The sequence below is a fragment of the Thiohalocapsa halophila genome, from assembly GCF_016583825.1.
Lineage (GTDB): Bacteria > Pseudomonadota > Gammaproteobacteria > Chromatiales > Chromatiaceae > Thiohalocapsa > Thiohalocapsa halophila.
The window spans coordinates 72,779-88,429 of record NZ_NRRV01000019.1; the positions used below are offsets into that span (position 1 = coordinate 72,779).

At 67.8% G+C, this 15,651-nt stretch carries 13 protein-coding genes; 8 read left to right on the top strand and 5 right to left on the bottom strand.

Annotation, left to right across the window (positions count from 1 at the left end; translation table 11 throughout):
• Positions 1–216: 216 nt before the first annotated feature.
• The 5 genes from CKO31_RS09790 (at position 217) to CKO31_RS09810 (ending at position 8,979) form a co-directional block, all read left to right on the top strand.
• Positions 217–2,145 carry a DUF294 nucleotidyltransferase-like domain-containing protein gene (locus CKO31_RS09790; RefSeq protein ID WP_200236457.1) on the top strand — a complete coding sequence of 643 codons (1,929 nt, stop codon included), beginning with the start codon at positions 217–219 and terminating at the stop codon, positions 2,143–2,145.
• Between the two features lie 231 nt (positions 2,146–2,376).
• Positions 2,377–3,057 carry a 3'-5' exonuclease gene (locus CKO31_RS09795; protein ID WP_200236459.1) on the top strand — a complete coding sequence of 227 codons (681 nt, stop codon included), beginning with the start codon at positions 2,377–2,379 and terminating at the stop codon, positions 3,055–3,057.
• Positions 3,058–3,208: 151 nt separating this feature from the next.
• Positions 3,209–4,297, top strand: a complete 1,089-nt coding sequence (locus tag CKO31_RS09800) for a zinc-binding metallopeptidase family protein (RefSeq protein WP_200236462.1) — start codon at positions 3,209–3,211, stop codon at positions 4,295–4,297.
• 274 nt (positions 4,298–4,571) lie between these two features.
• A complete protein-coding gene (locus CKO31_RS09805) occupies positions 4,572–5,207 on the top strand; it encodes a hypothetical protein (RefSeq protein ID WP_200236464.1) in 636 nt (211 codons plus the stop codon).
• Between the two features lie 13 nt (positions 5,208–5,220).
• Entirely contained in the window at positions 5,221–8,979 is a 3,759-nt protein-coding gene (locus CKO31_RS09810) for a choice-of-anchor I family protein (RefSeq protein WP_200236466.1), read from the top strand.
• A 73-nt stretch (positions 8,980–9,052) separates the two neighbouring features.
• Here the strand turns inward: CKO31_RS09810 and CKO31_RS09815 are convergent, their stop codons facing one another.
• Together CKO31_RS09815 and CKO31_RS09820 are read right to left on the bottom strand one after the other, a co-directional pair.
• Positions 9,053–9,493 carry a globin domain-containing protein gene (locus tag CKO31_RS09815; protein ID WP_200236468.1) on the bottom strand — a complete coding sequence of 147 codons (441 nt, stop codon included), beginning with the start codon at positions 9,491–9,493 and terminating at the stop codon, positions 9,053–9,055.
• A 416-nt stretch (positions 9,494–9,909) separates the two neighbouring features.
• Positions 9,910–11,862, bottom strand: coding sequence for a S9 family peptidase (locus tag CKO31_RS09820; protein WP_200236470.1), 1,953 nt, complete (start codon positions 11,860–11,862; stop codon positions 9,910–9,912).
• Positions 11,863–12,053: 191 nt separating this feature from the next.
• Here CKO31_RS09820 and CKO31_RS09825 point away from each other — a divergent pair, with 191 nt between their 5' ends.
• The gene (locus tag CKO31_RS09825) at positions 12,054–12,677 is read left to right on the top strand and encodes an NADPH-dependent FMN reductase (RefSeq protein WP_200236472.1); all 624 of its coding nucleotides are present in this window, start codon (positions 12,054–12,056) and stop codon (positions 12,675–12,677) included.
• A 268-nt stretch (positions 12,678–12,945) separates the two neighbouring features.
• On the opposite strand, the gene CKO31_RS09830 is transcribed toward CKO31_RS09825, so the two are convergent.
• Both CKO31_RS09830 and CKO31_RS09835 read right to left on the bottom strand, forming a co-directional pair.
• Positions 12,946–13,131 carry a PIN domain-containing protein gene (locus CKO31_RS09830; RefSeq protein WP_200236475.1) on the bottom strand — a complete coding sequence of 62 codons (186 nt, stop codon included), beginning with the start codon at positions 13,129–13,131 and terminating at the stop codon, positions 12,946–12,948.
• Between the two features lie 144 nt (positions 13,132–13,275).
• The gene (locus CKO31_RS09835; RefSeq protein WP_200236478.1) at positions 13,276–13,440 is read right to left on the bottom strand and encodes a DUF433 domain-containing protein; all 165 of its coding nucleotides are present in this window, start codon (positions 13,438–13,440) and stop codon (positions 13,276–13,278) included.
• A gap of 14 nt (positions 13,441–13,454) precedes the next feature.
• Between CKO31_RS09835 and CKO31_RS09840 the strand changes: the two genes are divergently transcribed.
• Complete coding sequence (locus CKO31_RS09840; RefSeq protein WP_200236480.1) at positions 13,455–13,571, top strand: PEP-CTERM sorting domain-containing protein; 117 nt, start codon at positions 13,455–13,457, stop codon at positions 13,569–13,571.
• Positions 13,572–13,831: 260 nt separating this feature from the next.
• Here the strand turns inward: CKO31_RS09840 and CKO31_RS09845 are convergent, their stop codons facing one another.
• Positions 13,832–14,068 carry a hypothetical protein gene (locus CKO31_RS09845; protein ID WP_200236482.1) on the bottom strand — a complete coding sequence of 79 codons (237 nt, stop codon included), beginning with the start codon at positions 14,066–14,068 and terminating at the stop codon, positions 13,832–13,834.
• A gap of 667 nt (positions 14,069–14,735) precedes the next feature.
• Here CKO31_RS09845 and CKO31_RS09850 point away from each other — a divergent pair.
• The coding region (locus CKO31_RS09850) for a hypothetical protein (protein WP_200236485.1) at positions 14,736–15,651 on the top strand (916 nt) is incomplete at its 3' end.

A 15,651-nucleotide genomic window follows, 5' to 3' on the forward strand; every position in this document is an offset into this window, starting at 1 on the left:
CCTGGATGAATGGGTTTATACCCCTCGCACGCCGGTTTTCGGTTTGTCGCGCCAAGAACCTGCTGATATGCCTTCTCTTCCTCGAACCTCGCCCCTCGAAACTCGTTCCTGTCCGCTATAGCGAGCGCTTTCCATGAACATTGCACGTCCTCAGCGGACTGGGTTCCGCTACCATCCGCGCATGCGCCCGCTACCGGATTCGAGCCGCGCCCTGCCGTGAAGACCGCCAGTATCGCCCACCGGGTCGTGGACTTCCTGCGCCGGTGGCCGCCGTTCCAGTATTTCGACGACGACGAGCTGTTTTCCCTCGTGAGCGCCGGGCGCGTCGTCTTCCACGAGCGTGACGAGCTGGTGTTCATGCAGGGCCGACAGCGCAAGCCCTATGTGTACGTGATCCAACAGGGCGCGGTGCGCTTGGAGGAGCAGAGCGAGGACGGCGTCGACCAGCTGCGGGACGTGCGGGGGGAGGGGGATCTCCTCGGCATCGGCCGGTATCTCGGCTTCGGCGAGCATGTCTACACCGCCCGCACCGAGACGGACGTCATCCTCTATGCCCTGCCGGCGGAGGCTTTCTGGGAGACCGTCAAGCGCCATGCGCGGGCAAGCCGCTTCCTGGCGACCTATTTCTCCGTCGCCATCCTGCCGCCGGCACTGGAGATGCGCGAAGAGCGCAGCGAAGAGCTGCGGTTGGGCCGGCGACCGGTGGACTGGATGTCCCGCCCCGTCGAGCAGCCCTCGCGCCCGCTCACCTGCCTGCCCGACACCGCCGCCCGTGATGTGGCACGGCTGCTCGCCGAGCGGGACGCCGCGGCGGCCGTGGTGATCGACGGCCAGGGTGCCCCCCGGGGCGTGGTGACACCGCGCACCCTGAGCGATGAGGTGGCGAGCGGTCGCCAGCCCCCGGACACACCGGCGCAGGCGCTGATGCGCCCTGTCTGCGCCGTGGCGGCGCCCGGGCTGGAGGCCGGGGACTATCTCACGCGGATGCTGGACCAGCAGACGGAGCATTTGGTGCTCACCGCCAACGGCCGCCTGGACGGGCCCTTCGCCGGCGTCATCACGCGCCGCGATCTGACCCGGGTGGAGGGCGCTGCACCCCTGGCGCTGATCGAGGACATGGCCCGCGCGCCGCGCATCTCGGAGCTTGCCGCCCTGCGGGTACAGGCAGAGGGCGTGCTCGCGGCGGGCCTCACCGACCCGGATGCCACGCGCTGGCTCGCGCCCATGGCCGGTGCCTTCAACGCCGCGGTGCTGCGCCGCGTGGTCATGTTGGTAGAAGGCGCTCTGGCCGATCAGGGTCTGGCGTCGCCGAATCTGGACCACTGCTGGGTGTTTTTCGGCTCGGCGGCCCGCAACGAGCTTTTTACCCGTCACGACCTCGACTGTGGCCTGATCTACGACGACCCCGACCCGGGGCATGCCCGCGGCGCCCGCGCCTATTTTCTGGAGCTCGGCCGGCGCGTGAGTGCGGCGCTCGCCGCCTGCGGCTTCGTCACCAGTGCCAAGGCCATCAGCGCCGGACATCCGAGTGCCTGCCGCTCCGTCGGCGAGTGGGAGGTGGCCTTTGCCGATTGGATCCACCAGCCCATCGAGAGCTGTGTCTACCGAGCAACGTCCCGGTTCGACCTGCGCCCGGTCCATGGCGACTGCCGGCTGGTGGAGCGCCTGGAGCGCCATATCCATGGCGAGGAGGATCGCAACCCGCGCTTCGTCCCGCTGTTGTTGGAAGACTCCATGGCCAACCTGCCACCGCTCACTTTCTTCCGCGGCCTCGTGGTGGACGACGAGGGCGGCTATCGGGAGGTGTTGGATCTGTTGCGGGCGACGCTGCAGCCCGTGGTGGATATCGCTCGGGCGCTAGCGCTGGACAGTGGCCGGCAGGCGCCGACGACGCTGGACCGGCTGCTGGTGCTGCAGCCGGAGGACGACGAGTCTTCGCTGCTGATCGAGGAGACCGCGGCGGCATTCCGTAACGCCTTGTACCATCGCGCCCGTACCGGCCTGACCACCGGCACGGATGGCAGCCGGGTGGACCCCGCAAAGCTGACCCGGCTGGAGCAGAATCTGCTCAAGTCCGGTTTCCGCACCGTGCTGCGGCTGATGGAGTACACCGGCCGGCGCTATGGGCTGACGCCGCGGCGCTGAGGTCACTCGCCAGGCCCGCTGGCTGTGGCAGCGCCGTCCCCGGCGTGACTCCGGGTCTGACTGCGCGCCGGGTCGGCGCTCCCACCGCGAGCCGACCCGAGCGCCGCACCGGTGCGCCACAGAAAGCCGGCCTAGGGATCCATCGAAGTTCGGATAGGGGCCGAATCCGCTGTCGAGCGCAGCGGTGGGCCTGATTCTGGTGTCGTCCCCGATGAAAGAACGGAGAGCAGTATGAGCCCGTTGGCCGAGGCGGTATCCGAATACCGGGCTGCCTTCACCGGCACCTGGCCGCAGACGAGCGCGCCCCAGGCCGTGCGCTTCGTGGTGCTGGATTGCGAGACCACGGGGCTGGACCCGAAGCGGGACCGGATCGTCAGCATTGGCGCCGTCTCTGTAACCGGGGGTGAGATCGACCTCGGCGACACCTTCGAGAGCCTATTGCGAGTCCTGCACAACACCGCCGCCACCCTGGTGCACGGCATCACCCGCGACGAGACCCGCGAAGGCGTCGGCGAGGAGGAGGCACTGGCGGGCCTGCTGCGCTATCTGCGCGACGGCGTCATCGTCGGTCACCATATCGGTCACGACATGGCCATGCTCGATGCCGCGCTGGAGCGCCACCAGGCGCTTGGGCTGTTGAACCGCCGCCTGGACACGGGGGAGCTCGCACTGCTGCTGGAGGCCGACGGCGCCTTCGCTGGCCACGCGCCGCTGCGGGATTTGTCCTTGGACGGCCTCTGCCGGCACTTCGATATCGTGCCCTATGACCGCCATACGGCGCCGGGCGATGCCTTTCTCACCGCCCAGATCCTATTGCGGATGCTGCGGTTGGCGGCGCGGAGCGGGCGGCGCACGCTCTCGGCGCTGCTGGAGCAGCCGCCGCGGGACGGCCGAGGCAACGGCGCAGTGTAACTGCCGGCCGCCACCATCGCCGGCGCCCGCACCAGTGGGTCCGCGACCCGCATGGGACGTCCGCACTACCCTGCACCGCGCACGACGCACTGACCCGCCACCGACGCCCGCAAACGCCGACTTCAAACTTCAAACTTCCCACTTCGCACCCATGCGCACCTTCTCCTGTCAGGTTTGCGGTCAGCCCGTCTATTTCGAAAACTCCCAGTGCACCCACTGCGGTGCGACCCGCGGCTTTCTGCCCGAGCGCCAGCGGCTGTGCGCGCTGAAGCAGGACGGCGATGGCCTCTGGCGCGTGCCGCGGCCGCAGCCGCAGCCGGCCGTGCCGCAGGCCTATCGCAAGTGCGCCAATTACGCGCGGCACAACGTCTGCAACTGGATGGTGCCCGCCGACAGCGCGGAGGCCTTTTGCGCCGCCTGCCGGCCGAACCAGACCATCCCGAACCTCGCCCGGCCCGGGAATCTGGACAAGTGGTACCGCATCGAGCGCAGCAAGCGGCGGCTGGCCTATGGGCTCCTGCGGCTCGGCCTGCCGGTGCATACCAAGGCAGAGGACCCGGCGGGCGGCCTCGGCTTCGCATTCCTTGCCCCCGAGGACGCCAACCCGGGCGAGCCCGTGCTCACCGGCCATGCCCAGGGCCTTATCACCATCAACATCGACGAGGCGGACGCGGCCACCCGCGAGCGCATGCGGCTCGACATGGACGAGAAATACCGAACCTTGCTCGGCCACTTCCGCCATGAGATCGGTCACTACTACTGGGACCTGCTGATCCGCGACGGCGGCCGGCTGGATGACTTCCGCGCCCTGTTCGGCGACGAGCGGCGCGACTACGGCCAGGCGCTGGACGCCCACTATGCCAACGGCCCGCCCGCGGACTGGCAGGAGCGCTTCGTCAGCGCCTATGCGGCGGCGCATCCCTGGGAGGATTGGGCGAAGAGCTTTGCGCATTATCTGCACATCGTCGACACGCTGGAGACCAGCGAGCACTTCGGCGTGCAGATCGAGCAGCGGCTGCCGGACGGCAGCGTGCAGCGCTCGGACCCGGACTTCGATCCCTACACCATCGCCGACTTCCAGCCTATCATCGACAATTGGCTGCCGCTCACCTTCGCCTTGAACAGCCTGAGCCGCAGCATGGGCCAGCCGGACCTGTACCCCTTCGTGCTGTCCGCGCCGGTGATCGAGAAGCTCGGCTATGTGCACCGGGTGCTGCGGGAGAGCCGGGTGCGGGTGTAGCGCCGGACCCGGAGCGTGCGCGGGGGGGGGCGAGGATCGCCCCGGGATCTCAAGTCGAGCCCTTGGCTCATCCGATTTTCGATGTTTCGATTGCGCGCGCTGCGCCGCCTGGGCGCGGCGTCTGGGCGCTGTCGCGCTATCGTCACCAGCGCATCATCAAGCCTTAACCGACGCCTGGTCTACTAGTGGGCCGCGAATAATGCCGTGGCTCGCCCGGGGGCGTGGCACGGCGGACCACAGCTCAGGAGTCTTGATGATGCGCTTGATATCCCCCTTGTCCGCCGCGGGCGGCATGCTGGCCCTGGCCTGCACCGCCGGACCGGCCGCCGCCGCCCCGCTCACCAACGGCGACTTCAGTGCCGGATTCACCGGCTGGAGCGGCCAGACCATCGCGTGCGGCGACGTCGCCTGCACCCCTGGCGCAGATGTAACCACGGACCTCGACCCGCCGCCCGGGGCCTTCACGCTGAACTTCGACGCGACCAGCGGCGCTGCCACCATCGCAACCAGTTTCTTGGACAATGACGTCTACTCGACATCCCTGCGCCAGCTGTTCGACGTCGACGAGATCGAAGGCCGCAACACTGGCCTCGCGCTGGCGCTGGACATCGATTCCACGCTGACCGATCCGGACACTGACCTGGTCATTGCGCAGCTCACTGATCCCAACGGCGTTCTCCCGGCGAAAGACCTCCTGAGCGGCGGTCCGGCAGACATCACCGAGTATGCCGGGCGCAGCGCGGAAATCTATTTCGAGATTTCGGATTTCTTCGATGGTGAGAGAGACACCCTGACGGTCGACAACATCAGTGTGGAGCAGGTGCCCGTTCCCGCGCCCTTGGTGCTCCTCATGGCCGGTCTCGGCCTGCTCGCCGGCCGCCGCCGCTTGTCTTTGCAATCCGCTCGCTAGGAGTCGTGCCGCCATGAAGCTGATCAAGACCCCCCTCGCCGGCGCCATCGCCCTCGCCCTGGGCGGCATGCTGCCTGTCGCCGCCAATGCCGAGTGGACGACCCGTCCGGATCTGGAGCTCACGCAGAGCCGACTCTTCTATGACCGCTCCCAGGGCGCCTTCTTCGTCGAGGCCAGGCTGATCAACACGGGCCCCAATGCCCTGACGGGCCCGCTGCGCATCCTGGTGGAGAGCGCCACTCTGCCCATCCTGGGCGCCGACGGCACTGACGCGGGTAGCGAATTCTTCGAGGTGGCGCTCGACGGCCCCGGCCTGGCCCCCGGTGAGCGCACCGATTTCGTGCGTGTCTTGATGCAGCGCGCCGGTCGGGTGCGCCCGCAGCTGGAGCTTCGCGCCGAGATCGACGACGCGCCCTTCCAGCTGCAACTGCTGCATGTCGCAGACATCGACAGCACCTCGGCCACCGCGGCGCTGGAGAACGTCAAGGGGTTCTCGGCCTTCCTGGACTTCTTCCGCGACGACGCGAATTATCCGAATACCATCACGCTCAGCTCCGGCGACAACTGGATTCCGGGGCCGCGCTACACCGCCGCCGCCGACGACAGCCTGGCAGCGCTGCTGGGTGTGCCCGGCCCCGGTCGGGGCGACATCGGCATGCTCAACGCCATGGGCTTTCAGGCCTCGGCGCTTGGTAACCACGAGCTGGACGAGGGTCCGGGCGACTTCGTCGACATCATCGGCGTCGACGGCAGCTGGCCCGGGGCCCAGTTCCCCTACCTCAGCACCAACCTCGACTTCACCACGGATGCGGACACAGCGCCCTTTGTCGTCGCGGACGGGCTCGACGCCGGCGCCATCCCCAACAGCCTCGCCGGCTGGGCCACGGTGGACGTGAGCGGCGAGACCATCGGTGTCGTCGGCGCGAGCACCCCGTCGCTCGGCAGCATCACCAGCCCCGGCGGCATCGGCATCGCGCCGATCGGCTTCGACAGCACCGACCCCGGCGATCTGGACAACCTGGCTGCGGAGATCCAGCCGGCGGTGGATGCACTGACCGCACGCGGTATCAACAAGGTCATCCTGCTCGCGCACATGCAGCAGATCGCCATAGAGGAGGCGCTGGCCATCGGACTGCGGGACGTGGACATCATCGTCGCCGGGGGCTCCAACACCCTGCTCGCCGACGACGACGACGTGCTCCGTCCCGGCGACGTCGCCCAGGGATCTTACCCCATCGAGCGCACCTCGGCCGACGGCGAGCCGGTGCTGGTGGTCAACACCGACGGCGACTACAGGTATCTCGGCCGACTGGTGTCCGAGCTGAGCGTGGACGGCCTCATTGACCTGGACAGCCTCGATACCCAGGTCAACGGCGCTTACGCCACCACCGCCGGCCGACTCAACGATTTCGGCCTGACTGCGAACGATGCCGACCCTACGGTGGCCGCCATCGCCGACGACCTGCTCGCGGTGGTTCAGGCCTTGGACGGCAACGTGCTGGGCCTGAGCGAGGTCTACCTGGACGGGCGCCGCAGCACGGTACGCACCGAGGAGGCCAATCTCGGCAACCTCACCGCCGACGCCAACCTCTGGGTGGCACGCCAGGCCGACCCGAGCGTGCAGATCTCCATCAAGAACGGCGGCGGCATCCGCGCGGACATCGGCCAGGTGAGCTTCCCGCCGGGCTCCACGAACCCGGACGACATCCAGTTCCTGCCGCCCGAGGACAACGAGGTCAGCCAGCTGGACGCCCAGTCGTCACTGGCCTTCAACAATGGGCTCACCTTGCTCACGCTCACCGCCGCGGAGCTGAAGGCCGTGATGGAGCACGGCGTCGCAGCCTCGTCGCTGGATCCGGCCAATACCCAGGGCCGCTTCCCGCAGGTGGCCGGCGTCCGCTTCAGCTGGGACCCCGCCGAGTCTGCGGGTAACCGGGTGCAGTCGCTCGCCGTCGTGGACGACAGCGGCGCGGTGATCGACAGCATCGTCGAAGGCGGCAGCTTCGTGGGCGATGCCAACCGCAGCTTCCGCATCGTCACCCTCGGCTTCCTCGCGGGCGGCGGCGACGACTATCCATTCCCGAGCACCGACCGCGTGGATCTCGAGCAGCCCGAGGGCGCCCCGCGCACCGGCAAGTTCACCTTTGCCCCGGACGGCACCGAGCAGGATGCGCTGGCCGAGTACATGGGCGCCTTCTTCCCGGAGGTGGCCTATGATCTTTCCGAGACGGACGCCCTGGACGACCTGCGCAACCAGAATCTGGGCCTGACGGGCAAGACGGATACGGTCGGCGAGATGCCGCCCGGCGCGGTGAGCCTGGCGAAGATCGGCGGGTTGGGCCTCGGCGGCGCCGAGATCGTCACCTGGGATGCCGCAAGCCAACAGCTCTTCGTTACCGGCGGCAGCGTCAATGTCGTCGACCTGAGCGATCCCGCGTCACCGGCGCTGACGGCGACGCTGAGCCCCGAGACGGATGTCGAGACCGAAATCGCCGGCTTCGCCGCCGGCGGCGTCACCAGCGTCAGCTTCAAGGACGGTCTGCTGGCGGTGGCCGTCGAGGCGAGCCCGCAGACGGACACCGGGCGCATCGCCTTCTACGATGCCGGTGGTGCCTTCCTCGGCTCCGTGGAGGCCGGCGCCCTGCCGGACATGGTGACCTGGGACCGGGCCGGCACCCGGGTGCTGGCGGCCAACGAGGGCGAGCCGGACGGCGGCGTCGATCCGGCTGGATCGGTGACCATCGTCGAGGTCCCGACGGCTGGTGATGCGGCTGCCCGTGTCGCCGGCGCCATCGCGACGCAGGTGCCTTTCACCGGCTTCAACGGACAGGAGGACGACCTGCGTCTGGACGGTATCCGCATCTTCCCGGGCAAGCAGGCCGCCCAGGACTTCGAGCCCGAGTACATCGCGCTGTCCGCGGACGACGCCACGGCCTACGTCGCGCTGCAGGAGAACAATGCACTGGCTGTGCTGGACCTTACCGCGTCACCAGTGACCGTGGATCTGGTCGCCCTGGGGACCAAGAACCACAGCCTGCTGGAGAATGCGTTGGATCCGAGCGACAGGGACGGAGGCATCAACATCGCGTCCTGGCCGGTGCAGGGGATGTTCATGCCGGACGGCATCGCCGCCTATGATCCGGGCCTCGGGCGCAGCTTCGTGCTGACGGCCAATGAGGGTGACGCCCGGGACGAGGATGACCGTATCGACGATGTCACACTGGACCCGGCAGTGTTTCCTGATGCGGCGACGCTTCAGCTGGAGGAGAACCTGGGCCGGCTGGACATCTCCACCATCGATGGCAACGCCGGACCAGGCGGGGCGTTCCAGGCCCTGTTCAGCTATGGCGCGCGCTCCTTTACGGTCTGGGATATCGACAACGGCCTGCGCAGCGACACCAACGACGACATCGCTCGGGTCACCGCGCAGCTGACCCCGGACCTGTTCAACGCCAACGACGGCGACCCCGGAGAGCGCGACAAGCGCTCCGACAACAAGGGCGCCGAGCCCGAGGCGGTCATCGTCGGTGAGCTGGACGGGCGCTGGTACGCCTTCGGCGGCCTCGAGCGCGCCGGCAGCGGGGTCATCATCTACGACGTCACCAACCCGGCGCTGCCGCGGTTCGTGTCCTACACGCCGGGCGCGCCCGATGACATCGCCTTGGAAGGTATGGTCCTGATCCCCGCGGCCGAGAGCCCGAACGGGCAGGACCTGTTGGTGACCGCCAGCGAGGAGACCGGCACCATCGCCGTCTACCGCGTCGATCACTGACGCCGGTCGGCTTGGCGATAAGCGCAGGGATGCGCGTGCTCCCAAGGCCGGCGTTTGCCCGGCTCCCGCGGATTCAGCTGGCCGACGCCTGAGGCGTTGAGCCGTGCGCGTACGCGGTGTGCCCGCGCATGGTGTCGGCAAGCCGCCCGAACAGGGCCCGCCAGGCCGTGGCCACATCGGGCGTGTAACGCTCGCCCAGGCCGTGGCTGAGCGCCCAATGCAAGGCGTCCTCGAACAGCGCGTAGTGCTCGACTCTGACACCGTAGGCTAGATGGCGGTCGCCGAGGTCTCGGATGTCGGTGCTGAGGGTGTCGAAGTCCTCCAGCGAGGCCACGGCGGTATCCAGCATGGCGAGCAGCTTGTGGCCCTGCTCGCGAGTATCCGTCTTGAACAAGTGCTGCAGCTCCGGATGCAGCTCGAACAGCCGTGTGTAGAGCTGAAATGCAGTCTGCTCCGAGATGGGTCGAAGCTGCTCCCAGGAAGTCCTGACGGCGGCGATCTGTTCGGAAGTCATTAGGTGAGCCCCTCGATGTGACGGCCAATGGCTCAGCTGTCCGGGCGGCGCGATGAAACAGCTCGTAACCCGGCGCTGACCCTGTCGGACGGGCTGACGGGGCCCGCCGTCTGCGAGCGAAGTTTAGCCGCAGGGCGCTGCTTGTCATGCGCAGAATGCGCCATCTCACTGATCTGACTCAATTTAGCCGACTGGATCGGCCGAGCTGGCATTGAGCTCGGTGGGTCCCAACGCGCCCCGAAAACCGCTCGTCGGCGACGCCTCGGGTGCGGCGTTGGTCCAGCGGACGGCTTGAGCCGAGGGGTTGCCTCCAGGGTCAGGGACGGCCTTAGCGAGCAGGGTGCGTCGAATAGGTCAGACCTGTCGCCGTCGTTTCTGTCTGGGTACGGGGTTGCTGCTGGACGCTGCCCGCCGGACTAGCGCACCTCCGCCGTACTGCCCTCGATGGGCTGCTCGGGCTCCGCGCGCCCGCCCAAGTGCTCGGCCAAGAAGCGCTCGATGCGGGCAAAGGCGTCCAGGCGGTTCTCGGGGCGGGCGAAGCCGTGGCCCTCGTCCGGGAAGACGATGTAGGTGACGGGCAGGTCCTTGGCGCGCATGGCCTCGACGATCTGGTTGCTCTCGGCGATCTTCACCCGCGGGTCGTTGGCGCCCTGGAGCACCATCAGCGGATCATCGATGTTGTCGACGTGATAGAGCGGTGAGATGCGCTTGTTGAGCGCCGGGTCGTTCTCCACATCGCCCACGCGCAGCACCAGCTCCTTCTTGGCCGGGGCCCAGTAGGGCGGGATGGACTCGAACAGGGTTTTGATGTGCGACGGGCCGACGATGTCCACGCCGCAGGTGTAGAGGTCCGGCGTGAAGGCGAGCCCGGCGAGGGTCGCATAGCCGCCGTAGGAGCCGCCCATGATGCACACGCGCTCGGGGTCCGCGATGCCCTGCGCGATGGCCCAGCGGGTGGCGTCCGTGAGGTCGTGCTGCATGGCGCCGACGCCCCATTCCTCGTTGCCGGCGTTCAGAAACGCCTTGCCGAAGCCGGTGGAGCCGCGGAAGTTCACCTGCAGCACCGCATAGCCGCGGTTGGCGAGCCACTGGGCCTGGGCGTCATAGCCCCAGTAGTCCCGGGCCCAGGGGCCGCCGTGCACCAGCAGCACCATGGGCAGGGGCGCGGCGGGCCTGCTGCCGTCGACCTGCACGGGCAGCGTCAGGTAGCTCGGCAGGGTCAGCCCGTCGCGGGCGGGGATCTCCACCGGCTGCATGTTGGTGAGCGAATACTCGGTCAGCTCCGGGCGGGTGACGAACAACAGCTCCGCGCTGCGCTCTTTGCCGTCATCGCCGGCACGCCGGTAGAGGTAGTAGCTGGTGGGGCCGTCGTCCGGCTGAAAGGCGACGATCCAGCGGTCGTCGGCCAGTGTGCGGTCGGCGATGACCAGCTCGCCGCGGGCAACATTGCGCAGGTAGTCGAAGTCCAGCTTCAGGCTGTCGTCCAGCAGTGTCCACTCGGGCTTCAGGTAGTCGAACTCCACCGCCTGCACGCGGTGCTCGGTGGGGTGGACGATGACGCCGGCGACGTCGCTTTTCGGGTCCTTGGCGAGCTCCCGCTGCTCTTTGCCGGTCTTGGCGTCCAGGGCGATGAGCCTGGTGGTGTCGCTCTCCAGCGAGCTGGACACGAACAGCGTGTCGCCGGATGCATCGAACCCATAGGCGCCGCCGTTCTCGCCGAAGGGGAAGCGGATCAGCTCGCGCCACTCGGCATTGTCGCTGTCGCGTACGCGGACGATGTCGGCGCCGGTCTCCGGATCCTTGGCCTCGGCGGCGCGAATGCGGAAGTCGGCGTCGGTGAGCCAGCCCACCACGTCGCCGGGATTTTCGGTGTCCAGGGTGACTTCGCCGCTGGCGAGGTCGATGCGGTACATGTCGAAGACGCTCGGGTCGCGCTTGTTGAGCCCGATAAGGACTTCCTGCGGGTGCTCCGGGTCGGTGATCAGGTTCTCGGCGCGCACGCCTTCGAAGGGCGTCAGGTCCCGGGTCTCGCCGCCGGCCAGGTCCACGGCATACAGGTGCCAGTTCTCGTCGCCGCCCTGGTCTTGAAGATAGAACACCCGCTTGCCGTCCTGGGACCAGCCGTGGAAGCGGATGCCGCGGACGGTGTCGTCGGTGATTTGTCGCGGCTCGCCGCTGCCGTCGGTGGGCTGCACCCAGACGTTCAGCACGCCCTGGTCGGACGGCGCTAGCCAGCTCAGGTAGTCGCCGGTCGGCGCGATGCGCCCCTGGGTGCGGGTGGGGTTGCCGAACAGCACCTCCAGCGGGATCAGCTCGGGGGGCTTCGCGCTGCTATTGGGCGCGTCGGGGCGGTCGGCGGCGTGGCTCATGCTGGACATCGTCATTATGAGAAAGCTGATCAGTAGCGGGCTTGGCATGGGGTGATCCGTGGGAAATAGGGCGCAGCGGCCACGGCTTTCGATGATCTCGGCGTCAGCGGACTGCAGTTTGGACCGCGGCATACTAACCTTTGCCGAAGCCCATGCAACCGCCCCATCAGGGCGCGCGAGGAGAACTGACCATGACCTTGGATCTTCTGATTTTCTACGGTTCCGTGCGCAGCGAGCGGCAGGGTATCCGTGCCGCGCGCTTCGTCGAGCACCAGTGCCGCGCCCGCGGCCACGACGTGCTCCTGGTCGACCCGCTGGAGCTACAATTGCCGCTGTTGGACAAGATGTACAAGGAGTACGCGCCGGGTGAGGCGCCGGCGCCGCTGGAGCGGCTCGCCGAACGGGTGCGCCGCGCCGATGCCTATATCGTCGTCTCCGGCGAGTACAACCACACGGTACCGCCGGCGCTGTCGAACCTGCTGGATCACTTTTTGGAGGAGTACTTCAACAAGCCGAGCGCCATCGCCTGCTACTCGGCGGGCCACTTCGGCGGGGTTCGGGCGGCCATGACCTTGAGGGGCATGCTGTCGGAGATGGGCATGTCCAGCATCCCGTCCATTTTCCCGGTGCCCCGGGTGCAGGACGCCTTCGCCGAGGACGGCACGCCCACCGATACCGCTTGGGAGGACCGTGCAGAGAAGTTCCTGGACGAGCTGGAGTGGTATGCGCGGGCGCTGAAGGCGGCCAGGCAGCAGGATGCCGCGGGCGAGCGCAGCGAGTGCGAGGCGCAGGCGCTGGTGCAATCGGCGCGCTGAGTAGTGCCCGTCAACCCAAGCGGGTGTAGGACGTGCCCGCGGGAGCCGATGCGGGCAGCAATGGACCGCTGCGGTGGAGGGATCAGGCCATCAATCGCAGCGAAGTGTCGGTCGCGGGTGACCAGCGCCAGACCATGTTGCAGGCTGCCCGCCGCGATCCAGAGGTCGTTGGTCGGGATCGGCCGTCCCGCGGCGCGCAGCCCGGCATAGACGCGGGCGTACAGCGGGCGGTCTCTGGATCGATGGACAGCGTGCGCACTCGACCGCTTTAGAGGAAGGCATCCAGCTCGCGCCGGTGGTGCTCGGCGCGGCTGCCGACCGCGAAGCCCGATAACAGTTCGCCGAGCAAGACGTGCATACGTCTTTCGCCAATTGGCGCAACCTCTTCATCGAGCCCTGTCATGCCCAAGAAACTCCTGCTGATCGGCTGGGACGCCGCCGAGTAGAAGACCATCGACCGCCTCGTCGACCAAGGCGACATGCCCGTGATGCAGGGCCCGCTCAAGCGCGGCACCCGCGTCAATCTGACCACGCTGCACCCGGTGCTATTCCCAATGCTCTGGACCTGCGCGGCAGCCCTGAGCGAGCAGCAGCCGGATCATGCGGCATCGATGTGGATGAGCTCGTCATCGAGACTCATCGCGGCAAGCTCCAGGGCCTGTCGGACATCGTCCGCCTCCAGCTCAGGATACTCTCGATGCAGTTCTTCACGGTCCGGGTACAGCGCCACCGCCTCCAGGACGCGTCGCACGGTCAGGCGCATGCCACGGATGCCCGGTGCCCAACCCCACCACCCCGCTGCTGACCCTGCTCGGCCTCGGTGCCATGGGCGTCGCGGCCTATCGCCGCCGGCGCGAGGAGGGTCTGAAGCGGCGGGCGGCTGAATCCGCGTAGGGCGGAGGCCCGCTGGCGTGCCACTCGGTCTCGGTCGCGCTGCGTAGGCGACGAGCGATGACCGCCGGCGGCTGGCCCCCTGGGTAGGCCGGTTGCGACAGGATGCGCACGCAGCCATGCTGCGTGATCGGGCAAGACGCCCAACCCTGCGCGATATTCGCATCCAGCCATGCCCTTGCCGCACCATGGTGTTGATGCGCCGCGTCCAACAGCGCAATCAGGACGTTGACGTCGAGTAGGCCGCGCATCACCCACCCGGACTAGACGCCGAGCTCGTCGCGCAGGCGCTCCACGGTCTCGTCGCTGACGACGCGACCGTCTGCTGGCAGGGGTCGGAATCCGTAGAACCCGGCCGGCTCCGAATCCGGCGTCGCGCCCTCGGTGAGCGCCAGGCGAGCCAGGTCCGAGAGCACGGCGCCGGCGGACCGATGTTCCCGGCGTGCGCGCTCCTTGATGGCTTCGATGATGTCTGAGTCGATGTCGAGGGTCGTACGCATGACTTCGCCGCAGCAATGGTCATGTGATGCGGTGATGCTAGCGCATCACGCCTCTCGCGGCCAGACCGCCGTGCTGGTGCGGCCAACCCTGAGACGACGAGACACTGATGACAAAGAGACTGCTGCTGATCGACTGGGGTGAGGAGCGACCGTCTGTCCAGTGGACGAGCTAATCCCAATCCGGCAGCGTGACGAACACCCCGCTGGGGCTGAGGTGCCGCGCAGGGATGCATTCGAGCGACCAACGATCAGGAACGCACACGACCAAGAAACTCCTCCTCATCGGCTGGGACGCCGCCGACTGGAAGACCATCGACCGCCTCGTCGGCCTTGATCATAACTCCGACCGCCTTGGGCGCTGACTGAGTAGTCAGGCCATCCCGGCCCGACACAATCGGGGTTGGAAGCCCTGGCTGCGCAGGATGCGCCCCCGCGGCTTGGTCGTTAGTGGGACCAAGGGTGGACGAGCGACAGCGAAGTCCACCCCGGGGCTAGGTAGTTCAGTTTCCGTGGAATCCGCCCCTCGTCGTTCATGCAGAACAGATACTTGGCAGGCAAAGCCGTGACCAGGGTTGAAGAGTCGGCTACAAGCGTCGAATATCGATGGATCTGTAGGCACGCCGCCATGTCCTGTGTCGCGTGCAACCGATCCTGAGGTACGCGACGCATGAACGATCTGAACACGCCCGTTTCGCGACTGCTGCGCCTCGCGCGCCGCGCGCGCGAGCGCTGGAAGGAGAAGGCGCTGGAGCGCCAGCAGCGCCTGCGTTCGGCGCAGGTGCGCATCCGCGACCTGGAGCGCAGCCGTGCCTACTGGAAGGATCGGGCCTTGTCGGCCGAGGGCCGCAGCCCGGCGGACGGCGCATCGGGCGAGGACACCGACGAGGACGCCGACGGGGAGTCGCCTGCGGCACGGATGCCGAGGCGTATCGCCAACCATCGCTATACGCTGGAGGCGATGCAGACGAGCATGGCGCTGTATCTGCATATCGGCCTTGGTTGCCGCGGGGTCGGGCAGGTCCTGCGTTTGTTCTCGCAGTCTGTGCCGCTGGGCGTTCCGGCTGCGACCACCGTGCTGAATTGGTGCTGTCGCTTGGGCTTGGGCGTGCTGAAGCGCCCGCCGCCGCGACGCGACGATTGGATTTTCGTGCTGGACCACACGGTGGCCTTGGGCGCGCTGAAGTGTTTGGTGGTGCTCGGCATTCCCGCCGCTCGGTTGGCCGAGACCGGGTATTCGCCCTGCCATGGCGACATGACGGTGCTGGCCGTGGAGGTGATGGTGAACAGCAACGGGGTGCGGGTAGCGGCGGTGCTGGAGCAGGTGAGTGCGCGCACGGGGCCGCCCGTGCAGATCGTCGCCGACCACGGGAGCGATCTGCGCAAGGGCATCGCGCTGTATCGCGAGCAGGCGCCGGACTGCGTGGAGACCTACGACATCTCCCATGCCGTGGCGACGCAATTGAAGGCGCACTGGGGCGATCACGCGCCTTGGCAGGCGTTCCTGCAGCAGGCGAGCAGCGCCTTGAGCCGTTGCCAACAAACGGACGTGGCGTTTCTGCTGCCGCCGTGCCAACGCACCAAGG

Bases quoted from the DNA above. Each gene is read 5' to 3' on its own strand.
- CKO31_RS09795 (WP_200236459.1), top strand. From the start codon at position 2,377: ATGAGCCCGTTGGCCGAGGCGGTATCCGAATACCGGGCTGCCTTCACC.
- CKO31_RS09800 (WP_200236462.1), top strand. From the start codon at position 3,209: ATGCGCACCTTCTCCTGTCAGGTTTGCGGTCAGCCCGTCTATTTCGAA.
- CKO31_RS09810 (WP_200236466.1), top strand. From the start codon at position 5,221: ATGAAGCTGATCAAGACCCCCCTCGCCGGCGCCATCGCCCTCGCCCTG.
- CKO31_RS09815 (WP_200236468.1), bottom strand. From the start codon at position 9,493: ATGACTTCCGAACAGATCGCCGCCGTCAGGACTTCCTGGGAGCAGCTT.
- CKO31_RS09820 (WP_200236470.1), bottom strand. From the start codon at position 11,862: ATGAGCCACGCCGCCGACCGCCCCGACGCGCCCAATAGCAGCGCGAAG.
- CKO31_RS09825 (WP_200236472.1), top strand. From the start codon at position 12,054: ATGACCTTGGATCTTCTGATTTTCTACGGTTCCGTGCGCAGCGAGCGG.
- CKO31_RS09830 (WP_200236475.1), bottom strand. From the start codon at position 13,131: ATGGTCTTCTACTCGGCGGCGTCCCAGCCGATCAGCAGGAGTTTCTTG.
- CKO31_RS09835 (WP_200236478.1), bottom strand. From the start codon at position 13,440: ATGCGCCTGACCGTGCGACGCGTCCTGGAGGCGGTGGCGCTGTACCCG.
- CKO31_RS09845 (WP_200236482.1), bottom strand. From the start codon at position 14,068: ATGCGTACGACCCTCGACATCGACTCAGACATCATCGAAGCCATCAAG.